General features: G+C 72.2%; 13 protein-coding genes. 9 read left to right on the top strand and 4 right to left on the bottom strand.

The window, feature by feature from the left end:
- Window positions 1-12 precede the first annotated feature (12 nt).
- The 5 genes from der (at window position 13) to GWK16_RS04115 (ending at window position 4,917) form a co-directional block, all read left to right on the top strand.
- Entirely contained in the window at window positions 13-1,374 is a 1,362-nt protein-coding gene (gene der, locus GWK16_RS04135; protein ID WP_170052661.1) for a ribosome biogenesis GTPase Der, read from the top strand.
- A gap of 77 nt (window positions 1,375-1,451) precedes the next feature.
- Window positions 1,452-2,624: an FkbM family methyltransferase gene (locus GWK16_RS04130; RefSeq protein WP_170052660.1), complete on the top strand. Its 1,173-nt coding sequence runs from the start codon at window positions 1,452-1,454 to the stop codon at window positions 2,622-2,624.
- A gap of 101 nt (window positions 2,625-2,725) precedes the next feature.
- Window positions 2,726-3,385, top strand: coding sequence for a sulfotransferase family 2 domain-containing protein (locus GWK16_RS04125; RefSeq protein WP_170052659.1), 660 nt, complete (start codon window positions 2,726-2,728; stop codon window positions 3,383-3,385).
- Window positions 3,385-4,050, top strand: coding sequence for a sulfotransferase family 2 domain-containing protein (locus GWK16_RS04120; protein WP_170052658.1), 666 nt, complete (start codon window positions 3,385-3,387; stop codon window positions 4,048-4,050). The genes GWK16_RS04125 and GWK16_RS04120 overlap by 1 nt, the downstream gene beginning before the upstream one ends.
- Before the next feature lie 48 nt (window positions 4,051-4,098).
- Window positions 4,099-4,917: a YdcF family protein gene (locus GWK16_RS04115; protein WP_170052657.1), complete on the top strand. Its 819-nt coding sequence runs from the start codon at window positions 4,099-4,101 to the stop codon at window positions 4,915-4,917.
- Here GWK16_RS04115 and mltG read toward each other — a convergent pair.
- From mltG to GWK16_RS04095, 4 genes are all read right to left on the bottom strand, one after another.
- Window positions 4,847-5,938 carry an endolytic transglycosylase MltG gene (gene mltG, locus GWK16_RS04110; protein WP_170052656.1) on the bottom strand — a complete coding sequence of 364 codons (1,092 nt, stop codon included), beginning with the start codon at window positions 5,936-5,938 and terminating at the stop codon, window positions 4,847-4,849. The genes GWK16_RS04115 and mltG overlap by 71 nt on opposite strands.
- Window positions 5,939-5,951: 13 nt before the next feature.
- Window positions 5,952-7,235, bottom strand: coding sequence for a beta-ketoacyl-ACP synthase II (fabF, locus tag GWK16_RS04105; RefSeq protein ID WP_170052655.1), 1,284 nt, complete (start codon window positions 7,233-7,235; stop codon window positions 5,952-5,954).
- Between the two features lie 31 nt (window positions 7,236-7,266).
- Window positions 7,267-7,506 carry an acyl carrier protein gene (locus tag GWK16_RS04100; protein WP_170052654.1) on the bottom strand — a complete coding sequence of 80 codons (240 nt, stop codon included), beginning with the start codon at window positions 7,504-7,506 and terminating at the stop codon, window positions 7,267-7,269.
- 248 nt (window positions 7,507-7,754) lie between these two features.
- Window positions 7,755-8,732 carry a Bug family tripartite tricarboxylate transporter substrate binding protein gene (locus tag GWK16_RS04095; protein WP_170052653.1) on the bottom strand — a complete coding sequence of 326 codons (978 nt, stop codon included), beginning with the start codon at window positions 8,730-8,732 and terminating at the stop codon, window positions 7,755-7,757.
- A 161-nt stretch (window positions 8,733-8,893) separates the two neighbouring features.
- Here GWK16_RS04095 and GWK16_RS04090 point away from each other — a divergent pair, with 161 nt between their 5' ends.
- The 4 genes from GWK16_RS04090 to GWK16_RS04075 all read left to right on the top strand — a co-directional run bounded on the left by GWK16_RS04090 (window position 8,894) and on the right by GWK16_RS04075 (window position 11,935).
- The gene (locus tag GWK16_RS04090) at window positions 8,894-9,454 is read left to right on the top strand and encodes a chromate transporter (RefSeq protein WP_170052652.1); all 561 of its coding nucleotides are present in this window, start codon (window positions 8,894-8,896) and stop codon (window positions 9,452-9,454) included.
- The gene (locus tag GWK16_RS04085; protein WP_170052651.1) at window positions 9,451-9,975 is read left to right on the top strand and encodes a chromate transporter; all 525 of its coding nucleotides are present in this window, start codon (window positions 9,451-9,453) and stop codon (window positions 9,973-9,975) included. The genes GWK16_RS04090 and GWK16_RS04085 overlap by 4 nt, the downstream gene beginning before the upstream one ends.
- A 175-nt stretch (window positions 9,976-10,150) precedes the next feature.
- Complete coding sequence (locus GWK16_RS04080; RefSeq protein ID WP_170052650.1) at window positions 10,151-11,551, top strand: dipeptidase; 1,401 nt, start codon at window positions 10,151-10,153, stop codon at window positions 11,549-11,551.
- Window positions 11,552-11,614: 63 nt separating this feature from the next.
- Window positions 11,615-11,935 (top strand): hypothetical protein, encoded by a 321-nt coding sequence (locus tag GWK16_RS04075; RefSeq protein WP_170052649.1) that lies wholly within the window; start codon window positions 11,615-11,617, stop codon window positions 11,933-11,935.
- Window positions 11,936-12,145 lie beyond the last annotated feature (210 nt).

Below are 12,145 nucleotides of genomic sequence, written 5' to 3'. Positions count from 1 at the left end.
CCGGAGCCCGCCATGCGCCCCACCGTCGTCATCCTCGGCCGGCCGAACGTCGGGAAATCCACGCTGTTCAACCGCCTGGCGCAGCGGAAGATCGCCATCGTGGACGACACCCCCGGCGTGACGCGCGACCGCAAGGAAGCGGAAGCGCGGATCGGCGGGCATGACGTCACGCTGGTCGACACCGCCGGGCTCGAGGAAGCGCCGCCGGACACCGTCGCCGGCCGCATGCGGCAGAGTTCCGAGATGGCGCTGCGTGCCGCCGACCTGGTGCTGTTCGTGGTCGATGCGCGGGCCGGGCTGACCCCGTCCGACCGCGCCTTCGCCGCCTGGCTGCGGCGGTCCTCCCTGCCGGTGCTGCTGGTTTCCAACAAGGCCGAGGGCCGCGGCGGCGCGGTCGCGGCGATGGAGGCCTATGAGCTCGGCCTGGGCGACCCGATCGCCGTCAGCGCCGAGCACAACGAAGGCGTCGGCGCGCTGCACGAGGCGGTGTCCGAGGCGCTGGGCGAACCGCCGGAGGAGGAGGACGAGGACCTCGCCGTCGACGACCCCGAGCGCCCGCTGCGCCTGGCCATCGTCGGCCGCCCCAATGCCGGCAAGTCGACCCTGCTCAACGCCCTGATCGGCGAGGAGCGGATGATCACCGGCCCCGAGCCGGGCCTGACGCGCGATGCCGTCGCGGTGCAGTGGCGGGACGCGACCGGCGGGCGCGTGCGCCTGGTGGACACCGCCGGCATGCGCAAGAAGGCCCGCATCGCCGAGCGGCTGGAACAGATGTCGGTCGCCGCGACTCTCGGCGCGCTGAAGGAAGCCGAGGTCGTCATCCTCGTGGTCGACGCGCTGCTCGGCATGGACGAGCAGGACCTGCGCATCGCGCGCCTCGCCGAGCGCGAGGGCCGCGGCGTCGTCATCGCCTTCAACAAGTGGGATGCGGTCGAGGACCGCGCGGCGACGCGCAATCGGCTGGACGACGTGCTCACCGCCTCGCTCGCGCAGCTGAAGGGGATCTCGGTGGTGCCGCTCTCGGCCAAGACCGGCCGTGGCGTGGACAAGCTGATGCCGGCCGTGCGCGCCGCCTATGCGTTGTGGAACCGGCGCATCGGGACCGGCGAGCTGAACCGCTGGTTCGAATCCGCGCTGACGCGGCATCCGCCGCCGGCGGTGGACGGGCGGCGCGTGAAGCTGCGCTACGCGACCATGCCCAAGGCGCGGCCGCCGACCATCGCGGTCTTCGGCACCCGCGCCGAGGAACTGCCCGAGGATTACCGCCGCTACCTGGTCAACGCCTTCCGCGAGGCCTTCGGCATGCCCGGCGTGCCGGTCCGGCTGCAGCTGCGCGGCACGAAGAACCCCTACGCCGAGGGCGAGCGGGACTAAGCCCCGGCCGGGGTTAACCCTCCCGCAACACCACCCGGCAGAAAGTGCCGCATCGGCCGGGGACGGGGTGCGGTGGCATGCAGGACGAAGCGGGGTCGCTGATCGACCGGATCACCGCGCGGCGGGCGATCCTGGGGCGGATCGAGCTGGTCGGGCGGGACCTTGGCGCGCTCTACGAAAGGCTGGACGGCATCGCCGGGTCGCTGGTGGCGCTCGAGGCGCGGGAGGATCCCGTGCCGGTGTTCGAGGACAGGCTCGCGAAGTTCGGCGGCCGCATCGGGCAGGTCGAGGAACGGCTGAACGCGGCGGAGGAACGCCTCGCGGCGCTCGGCGGGCTGGCCGAACGGCTCGACCGGATCGAGGCCGCGATCGCCGCCCGCGGGCCGGCGCCCGCCGGCGCCCATGACCGCATGCCCTATGTCACCACCGCCGACCTGCGCGCGCTTGGGCGCGTCGAGGCCGAGGCGGCGATGCGCGCGCGCTGCATGGTCGTGCCCGTCGATGAGACGACGGCGCTCTGCCGCATCCTCGGCCGCTACAAGATGTATGTGGACCGCCGCGACATCGGCTTCGCGCCGCACCTGATGTTCGAGGGCTTCTGGGAATACTGGCTGACCGAGTTCATCTGGCGGAACGTGAAGCCGGGCGAGGTCGCGCTCGATGTCGGCGCGAACCATGGCTACTACAGCGTGCTGATGGCCGACCTGGTCGGGCCCGAGGGCGGCGTCCATGCCTTCGAGCCCAATCCGCGGCTGCTGGACCTGATGGAGCGCACCTTCGCGCTGAACGGCTTCTGGCACACGGTGCGCCGCCACGGCGTCGCGGTGGCCGAGGCCTCCGGCCCGCCCATGACCTTCGCCGCGACCGAGCGGGAGCCGAAGAACGGCCGGCTGCTGATGCCCGGGGAGGAGGCCGAGCCCGAGGCGGTGCTGACCCCCGTCCCGGTCGTCGCGCTGGACGAGGCCATCGAAGGCCCGGTCGGCTTCGTGAAGATCGACGTGGAGGGGGCGGAGGAACTCGCCTGGCGGGGGATGCAGCGGCTGATCGACCGCAGCCCGGACATCCGCATCGTCATGGAGTTCAACCCGGGGCGCTGCCGCACGCCGGCCGAGACGCTCGCCGCCATCGCCGCCCGCTTCGCCCTGCGCGAGGTCGGCTTCGACGCCCAGGCCCACCCGGTGACGGCCGAGGAGGTCCTCGGCCGGGCCGAGGACACGCTGCTCTACCTCTCCCGCCTCGACCCGGCCTGACGGGCGGCGCGCGCAAGTTGCCGGGGCGCCGGGCCCTGCGGTATCGGTGACACCTCCCCGCCCTCCCGGCATGGCGGGACGGGAAACGGGACCATGCCGCGATGATCTTCTCGCCCAGCCGGGGCTTCTGCTTCGTCCACGTCTCCAAGACCGGCGGGACGTCGATCGAGGCCGCCTACATCCCGCATATCCGTTTCGGGGACGTGATCCTCGCCGCGCTGCCGGAAGGCATGGACACCTGGTACGGGCGGCACCTGTCGGTCGGCAAGCACACGCCGGCGCGGCGCATCCGGCTGCTGGCGGGGCGGATGGCCTGGGAACGGATGCTGTCCATCGCCGTGGTGCGGGACCCGGTCGAGCGCATCGTCTCCTACTATCGCTGGATCCATTCCACGCCCCATGCGGGGCAACGCGAGCGCGAGCTCGGCGAGGTGAAGGATTTCAGTGCTTTTGCCGAAAAGGTGTGTCGCTTCCTCCTGCACCAGGTCGACATGGTGACGGACCCGAAGACCAACGACGTGATCGTGAAGCACCTCATCCCCTTCCGCCGCCTCTCCGAAGGCTGGGCCGGCGTCGCTACGCGGCTCGGCATCGAGGCGCCGCTGCCGCATGTGAACGCCTCCTCGCCCAAGATCGCCGTCGAGGTGCCGGAGGCCGCGCGCGCCATGCTGCGGGAGGTCTACGCCCGCGACGTCGCCCTGGTCGCCCATGCGGAGAACGTCTTCGCGCCGCTGACCGCCGGCGGGCAGCAGGCCGCCTGATGATCTGGTCCCCGTCCCGCAACTTCTGCTTCGTCCATGTGCCCAAGACCGGCGGTACGGCGGTGGAGCAGGCCTACAAGCCGCATCTGCGCTTCGGCGACGTGGTACTGGCGGCGTGGCGGCGCAGCCTCGACAACTGGTACGACGACGTGCTGTCGATCGGGAAGCACTCCTCCGCCGCGCACATCGCGGAGCAGGTGGGCAAGGAGCGCTTCCGCCAGGTCTTCTCCTACGCGATCCTGCGCGACCCGCTCGAACGCTTGGTCTCCTACTACAAGTGGATCCAGAGCTTCGAGCATCCGGGCAACCTCGAGCGCTGGCTGCGCTCGCATCGCAGCTTCGAGGATTTCGTCGAACCGGCGTCCGAGCATTTCGCCCTCCAGGCCGATCTGGTCTGCGATCCGGACACGGGCCGGCCGATGGTCACCGTGCTCGCGCCCTACACCGATATCGCTGCGTCGTGGCGCGTGGTCTGCACGCGGCTCGGCGTCGCGGCGGGGGAATTGCCGCGGGCCAATGCGTCCATCGCCATCCCGGTCGAGGTCACGGATCGCGCCCGGCAACTGGTCGGGCGGCGCTATGCGCGCGACGTGGCGCTGTATCGCGACGCGGTGGCGCGCTGGAACGCGCAGCACGCCGCGGGGCCGCGCCTCGGTGCCGCCTGATTCGCCCGGCAGGGTGGCGCCAGCCTTTGCGCAGGCGACCGCACCGACATGACCGACATTCTCTTCGCCCTGTCCAAGATCCTCTGGTTCCCCGCGCGGCCGGGGCATTTCGCGCTGATCGTCGGATTCGTCGGGCTGTTCATGCTCTGGCGTGGGCGGCGCTCGGGGCGCTGGCTGGTGCTCGCCTCGCTCGGCTTCTTCCTGATGCTGGTCGTCACACCGGTGAACCAGTGGATGCTGCTGCCGCTCGAGGACCGCTTCCCGCGCCCCGCCGTCGCACCGGCGCATGTCGACGGCATCATCGTCCTCGGTGGCGCGGTCGAGCAGAACATCACCCAGGACCGCGGCATTCCCTCGCTGAACGGCGCGGCGGAGCGCATGACCGAGGGCGTGATCCTCGCCAACCGCTATCCCAATGCGCGCATCGTCTTCACCGGCGGGCAGGGGTCCTTCGTGCATGGCCAGGTGACCGAGGCCGATGTCGCGCGCCAGCTCTGGACCGCCATGGGCATCCCGGCCTCCCGCGTCATCTACGAGGACGCGGCCCGCAACACGCACGAGAACGCGGTGAACACCTTCCGCCTCGTGCAGCCCCGGCCTGGCGAGACCTGGCTGCTCGTCACATCGGCCTCGCACATGCCGCGCTCGATGGGCGTGTTCCGCCAGGCGGGATGGAAGGACATCGTGCCCTGGCCGGTGAACTACCGGACCGGGCATTCCTGGCAGGTCTGGTACGATGCGCCCTTCCCCGAGCGGCTCGGCCAGTTCGAATGGGCCTTCCGCGAATGGCTCGGGCTTATCGCCTACCGTTTGATGGGCCGGACGGAGAGCGTGCTGCCGGCGCGGGAGGCGGCGCCGGCGCGCTAGCGCCGCCCGAACCGCCGCGCTCGATCTCCCGCCAGCGGGCGACGTTGCGGTTGTGCTCCTCGAGCGTGCGGGCGAAGGCGTGGCCGCCGGTCCCGTCGGCCACGAAGTAGAGGAATTCCGTCGCCTCCGGACGCACCACCGCGGCGATGGAGGCGCGCCCCGGACTGGCGATCGGCGCCGGCGGCAGGCCCCGGTTGCGATAGGTGTTGAAGGGGTTGTCGCGATCGAGGTCGGCACGGCTGATCGGCCGGTCCATGGGCGCCCCGCCCGTCGCGGCATAGGCGACGGTCGGGTCGGATTGCAGCGGCATGCCGCGGCGCAGCCGGTTGATGAAGACGCCGGCGACGCGGGCGCGTTCCTCGGGCTTGCCGGTCTCGCGCTCGACGATCGAGGCGAGCACCAGCGCTTCCCGTGCATTGGCCAGGGGCAGGTCCGGGGCGCGGCCGGCCCAGGCCTCCGCGAGGGCCCGTTCCATCGCGGTGTCGGCGCGGCGGACGATCGCGCCCCGCGTCTCGCCCCATTCATAGGCGTAGGTTTCCGGCAGCAACTCGCCTTCGTTGAAGTCGGGGATGTCGCCGGTGAGGCTCTCGGTGCGTTCCAGCAGCGCCCGGATCTGATGCGCCGTCAGCCCTTCGGGAATGGTGAAGCGACGCTGGACCGGGCGTTCCTGCCGCAGGATCCGCAGCACCTCGCGCAGCGGCGCGGCGGCGGGGAAGATGAATTCGGCCGCGCGCAGGGGGCCGTCGCCGCGTGTCAGCCAGGCGGCCGCGGCGAAGGCGCGCGCATCGCGGATCACGCCGCGCTCGGCGAGCGTCGCGGCGATGCGTTCCATGCCGCCGCGCGGCACGACGATCTGAGCGGGTTCGGCGAGCGGCCCCGGCGACGTCCAGGCGCGCCAGGCGATCAGCGCGCCGGCCGATCCGCCGGCAAGCAGGACCAGGAGGAGGGCGAGCGCGACGAATCGCCATCGCAGCCGCCGGCGAACCGGCGGGGGCGGTGGCGACGACGGCGCGTCGAACATGCCGGGCCGCGCCTCAGGGCGCGGCGCGGAACACGATGCTGGCGTTCGTGCCGCCGAAGCCGAAGGAGTTGGACAGCGCGACGTCGATCTTGCGCGGCTGCGCCTGCAGCGCGACGCGATCGATGATGCTCTCGCGCGACGGCTTCTCGAGGTTCAGGGTCGGCGGCGCGACCTTGTCGCGGATGGCGAGGACCGAGAAGATCCCTTCCACCGCGCCCGCGGCGCCGAGCAGATGCCCGATCGCGGACTTGGTGGAGGACATCGCGAGCCCCTTGCCCGCTTCGCCCCACAGGCGCTCGACCGCCTCGAGCTCGAGGTCGTCGCCGAGCGGCGTCGAGGTGCCGTGCGCGTTCACGTACTGCACCTGCTCCGGCGTCACGCCGGCGCTGCGCAGCGCCGCGGTCATGGCGCGGAAGGCGCCTTCGTGGCCCTCGGCCGGTGCGGTGATGTGATAGGCGTCGCCCGACATGCCGTAGCCGATGACCTCGGCGTAGATCTTGGCGCCGCGCCGCTTCGCCTGCTCGTATTCCTCGAGCACCACGACGCCGGCGCCTTCGCCCATCACGAAGCCGTCGCGGCCCTCGTCCCAGGGGCGGGAGGCCTGCTGCGGCGTGTCGTTGAAACCCGTGGACAGGGCGCGCGCGGCGCAGAAGCCCGCGACGCCCAGTTCGCAGACCGCGGCTTCGGCGCCGCCGGCCACCATCACATCCGCATCGCCGAGCGCGATGAGGCGGGCCGCGTCGCCGAGCGCATGCACGCCCGTCGCGCAGGCCGTGACGACCGAATGGTTCGGGCCCTTGAAGCCGTACTTGATCGACACCTGCCCGGAGGCGAGGTTGATCAGCGCGGAGGGGATGAAGAAGGGCGAGATGCGCTTCGTCTTGCCCTGGACCGCGAGGCGCGACGCTTCGTCGATCGTCTCGAGCCCGCCGATGCCCGAGCCGATCATCACGCCGGTGCGGCAGCGGCCTTCCTCGTCCTGCGGCGCCCAGCCGGAGTCGGCGACCGCTTCCTCAGCCGCGACGAGCGCGAGCTGGATGAAGCGGTCCATCTTCTTCTGGTCCTTGACCGGGATCCATTCGGAGATGTCGAGCGCGCCGTCCGCCCTGGTGCCCGCGGGCACCTGGCCGGCGATCTTGGCCGGCAGGGTCGAGGTGTCGAAGGACTGGATGGCGCCGATGCCGGATTCGCCGGCCAGCATCCGCTTCCAAACATGCTCGACACCGAGGCCGAGCGGGCACGCGATGCCCATGCCGGTCACGACGACACGTCGCGGCGAAAAACCGTTCTGGAACACGCGCGCTTCCCCCTAACCCCGGCCTTGGGCCTTACTCGCCCTTCTGCTTCTCGATGTATTCGATCGCGTCCTTGACGGTCGTGATCTTCTCGGCGGCGTCGTCGGGGATCTCGACGCCGAAGGCCTCCTCGAAGGCCATGACCAGCTCGACCGTATCGAGGCTGTCGGCGCCCAGGTCATCGATGAAGGAGGCTTCGGGGGTGACCTTCGCCTCTTCGACGCCGAGGTGCTCGACGACGATCTTCTTCACCTTCTCGGCGGTGTCGCTCATCGCGGTGACTCTCTCCGTTCTGCCGGGCGGGCGCCCGTGCCTTGCTGTGTCTGTTCCGCCCGGCGCCGGCCGGACTCGTGCCCCGGGCCCTCGCGGAACCCGGCGCTTATCATGGAAGTGCAGCGGGGCCTAGGCGGTCCCGCCGGTCCCGGTCAAGGGGCAGGCCGGCGGGATGCTTCGGGCGGCGCTCGCCGCGCTGTAGCGCCGGCACGGCGTGGCCGGCAAGCAACACCGCCGCCGATCCGGGGTCAGTCGACGGTGATGTTGGCCTGGCGGATCACGGTCGCCCAGCGCTCGCGTTCCCAGCGGATCAGCTCGGCGAAGGCCTTCCCGTCCATCGAGGAGGGTTCCGCACCCTCGTCCCGCAGGCGGCGAATGACCTCGGGATTGGCCAGTGCCTCCCGCAGCGCGCCATAGAGCTTCGCCTGCACATCGGCCGGAGTTCCGCGCGGCACCAGCAGCCCGTACCAGGCGGTCGCCTTGTAGCCGGGGACGGTGTCGGCCACCGGCGGGACCTCGGGCAGGACCGCGATGCGACCCTCGCCGGTCACGGCGAGCGGGCGGACCTGGCCGCCCTGGATCAGCCCGACCACGGAGGGCAGGGTGGTGATCATGAAGTCCAGATGCCCCGCGACCACGTCGGTCAGCGCGGGCCCCGCGCCGCGGAACGGCACGTGCTCCGCGCGCAGCCCCGCCATCTGCAGCATCAGCGCGGCGGCCAGGTGGCTTGCCGAACCGTTCGAGGCCGAGCCGTAGGTGGCCTGGCCGTTGGCCGCGCGGACCTCGTCCAGCAGCTGGCGCAGGTTCTGCGCCCGCGACTTCGGCCCGACCACCACCACCAGTGGCGCGTCGGCGACGAGGCCGATGGGCTCGAGCGCGCGTTCGGGGTCGATGCGCATGTTGCGGAACAGGGAGACGTTCACGCTCATCGGGCCGTGGTTGCCCATCAGGATGGTGTAGCCGTCAGGCCGTGCCGTCGCGGCCGCCTCGGTCGCAATGTTGCCGCCCGCCCCCGGGCGATTCTCGACCACCACGGGCTGGCCCAGGACGCCCTGCATCGCCGAGGCGACGGTGCGCGCGATCAGGTCCGTGCCGCCGCCGGGAGCGAAGGCCAGCAGGATGCGGATCGGGCGGTTGGGGAAAGTGGCGTCCTGCGCGGCGGCCGGCAGGATCGTCAGGGCGGGGGCGGCGCCGAGGGCGCCGAGCAGGGTCCGGCGGGTCGTCATGGTGTGCTGGCCTTCCTCTGCGCCAGGTTCGCCCGGCGATAGGGTTCGAAAGGCCCGTCTAGACCACCGGCCGGCCGGAGGGAACGGCCGCGTCACGCAGCGCTGCCCCGACTCCGCGGGGGGATTGATCCGGCCCGCGCCGCGCGGTCCCCTGTGGGGGCATGAGCGAAACGGATACGCCCCGCCCCGTCCCGACGCTGCTCGACCTCTTCCTGACCTACGGGAAGATCGGACTGATCGGCTTCGGCGGCATCAACGCCTGGGCCCGCCGCGTCCTGGTCGAGGAGAAGCGCTGGCTTACCGACCAGGAATACGCCGAGACGCTGGGCCTGGGGCAGGTCCTGCCCGGGCCCAACGCGCTCAATGCGGCGATCATGGTGGGGGACCGCTTCCATGGCACGGCCGGGGCAATCGCGGCCCCCGGGGCGATGTTCGGCGGTCCCCTGGTGCTGCTGGCCGGCCTTGCGACCTTCTACGACGCCTACGGGGAGGTGCCGATCGTCAAGGCGATCCTCGCCGGCCTCGCGGCCGCCGCGGCGGGCATGGTCATCGGCACCGCTGCCAAGATGACCCAGAAGCTGAAGCCCCCGCCGGCGCTGCTGGCGGTCGGACTGATCGCGCTGGTCGCCGCCGGGGTGTTCCGGGTGCCGCTGCCCTGGGTGGTCCTGGGGCTGGCGCCCTTCGGCATCCTCGCGGCCCGTCACGTGATGCGCGCGAAATGACGGCGACGGTCTTCTGGCAGCTCGTCCTCGGCTTCGGGGCGATCTCCCTGGTCTCGGTCGGCGGCGGCATCGCCGTGCTGCCGGAGATGCACCGCCTCGTGGTCGAGGTGCATGGCTGGATGACCGACGCCGATTTCGCACGCCGCTTCGCGCTGGCGCAGGCGGCGCCGGGGCCGAACGTGCTCGTGGTCGGCCTGTTCGGCTGGCATGTGGGCGGCATCGCCGGGATGCTGACCGCGGTGCTGGCGATGACCCTGCCGACCTCGCTGATGGCCTTCGGCTTTTCCCGGCTCCGGGCCCGGCTGGCGGGCAAGACCTGGCTGCGGATCGCCGAGCGGGGCCTGGTGCCGATCGCGGTCGGCCTGATCGCGGCCTCCGGCCTGATTCTGGCGCGGGGCGCCGCCAGCGGCTGGATTCCGGTGGCGGTCACCGCGGGCTCGACGCTGTTCGTGTGGCGCACGGACTACTCGCCGCTGTGGATCCTGGCGGGCGGGGCGATCGTCGGGGCGTTGCTGCTGTAGGCCGGGCCGCGGGGCACAGGCGCGACCGCGGCGCGCGCGCCGGTCGTGCCGCCATCGGCCAGGAGGGAGGCCCGGCCGACCGTCGCCGCCCTGGCCCCGGACGGCCACCGGCTGCGCGTCGAGGCCCCGGCTGGCCGTTGACGGCGGGGACGGGCGGCGGGACGCTCGGCGCGCCATGCCTGAAGCACCCGCCGCCGCCGCGCTGATCTCCTGGACCGCGCTGCAGCGCGGGGAGGAACCGGCCGACGGCGCCAGGGCGGCACTCGAAGGCGAGGCCTTCCCGCCCGATGCCGCGACGACCGATGGCGGCCTCCTGCTGGTCCCCGAGGCCGCATGCTGCCTCGGCTGCCGGCCGGATCCCGACACGACGGTCGAGGTCACGCTGTCCATGCCGTGGCGGCCGAGGCCAGGACGGCTGCGGGTGGAAGGCGTCTGGCGGCGGGTCGCCGGCGAGGGCTGGCGCGGTCGCTTCGAGGCCGCGCGCGTCCTGCCCCTGCCGTCGCCCGTCTTCGGGATGGGGCGCCGGGCGCTGCTCGCCGCGCCGCTGGTCTGCGCGGCGCCGCGCGTGGCGCGCGCGCAGGGCTCCGGTGCGGCACAGGCGTTGGTCGCGGCTGCGCGGCCGGCCGACCTCCACAGCCATGCGGGGCGGGTGATCCTCGCCCGACGCGCCGTCCAGCGGCCGTTCCAGCCCGTGGCGGCGCCGATGCGCGAGGGCGGGATGACGCTGATTGCGCTCGCCATGGTCGCCGACACGCCCACCACCCAGGTGGTCGAGAACCGGATCGAAGCGTTCCGCGAGCCCGATCCGGGGGAACTCTGGCAGCACGGCCTCGCCGCCTTCGCCCGGCTGCAGGCGCTGGTGGCGGGGGAGGGGCTCGTGGTCGTGACGGACCGGGCGGGCCTCGCGCGCAGCCGCCAGGCTGGCGCGCCGCCGGCCGTGGTGGTCGCGGCCGAGGGCGCCGACATGCTCGAAGGCCGGATCGAGCGCGTGGAGGTCCTGTTCCGCGAACAGCGCCTGCGGCACCTGCAACTGGTGCACTACCGGGTGAACGAGCTCGGCGACATCCAGACCGCCGCCCCCGTCCATGGCGGGCTGACCGGATTCGGCGCCGAGGTGGTCCGCGCCTGCAACCGACTCGGCATCCTGGTGGACGTCGCCCATGGGACGGAGCCGCTGGTGCGCCGGGCGGCGGAGGTCACGACGAAGCCCCTCGTGCTCTCCCACACCGCGATAGCGCGCCGGCCGAGCCTGCGCAGCCGTTGGGTGACCGCCGACCACGCCCGGCTGGTGGCTGCGACGGGCGGGGTGGTCGGCGTCTGGCCGATCGTCGACCGGCCTCCCTCGGTGCGGGCCTACGCGGAGAGCATCGCGCGCATGGTGGATGCGATCGGCATCGACCATGTCGGCGTCGGCAGCGACATGCGCGGGCTGCTCTCTCCGGCCTCCTTCGAGGAGTACCGGCTGACGCCCGACCTGGCGGAGGCGTTGCTGGCGGTCGGCTTCGACCCGGCGAGTGCGGCCAAGGTGCTGGGGGGCAACTACGCCCGCGTGCTTGGGGCCGTGCTGCCGGGCTGACCGCGATTGCGGCAGCCGGGCAGTCGGCCCATAGGGTGCCGCCTGACCCGAAGGACCCCCGCGATGGACAAGGATGCGCTGACCGCCTGGGCGCTCGCCAATGGCTGGCAGATGATCGGCGGGCATCCCAGCCTGACCAAGCCGACCTCCCCCAAGGAGGCGATCGTGCGGATGCTGCTGAAGGCGACGGTCGTCACCATCGAGGTGAAGAAGCCCGCCGGAAAGTGGGAGAAGGTCGCGAGCGAGCCCTACGGCAAGGTCGAGGCCGACCCCGAGGGCGGCCCGCCGCAGGGCCTGGGGCTGGGCAGGATCCCGAGCCTGTCCATGCTGATGCAGGAAAACCGCGACCGGATGGTCTTCGCGCGAATGTCCGGCAAGGGGTGAAGCCCCCGCCGCCGCAAGGCCGCCGAGCCCGAAGATGATGCCGACCGGACGGACGTTCCGGCATTCCGGCGCGACGTCCCAGGCGCCTCGCGCCTGGTCGAGTTGCTGCCGGAAGCGTGCGGTCTCCTGCACCAGGGCGGGGATCGCCGCGTCGCGTACGAGGTTCCAACCTGTCTCGAGTTGCCGTCAGACCTCGATCTTGCCGATACG

The organism is Neoroseomonas marina, from assembly GCF_012927745.1.
GTDB lineage: Bacteria > Pseudomonadota > Alphaproteobacteria > Acetobacterales > Acetobacteraceae > Neoroseomonas > Neoroseomonas marina.
The sequence above is the reverse complement of the archived record's forward strand: the minus strand, read 5'-3'. Positions and strand labels throughout refer to the sequence as shown.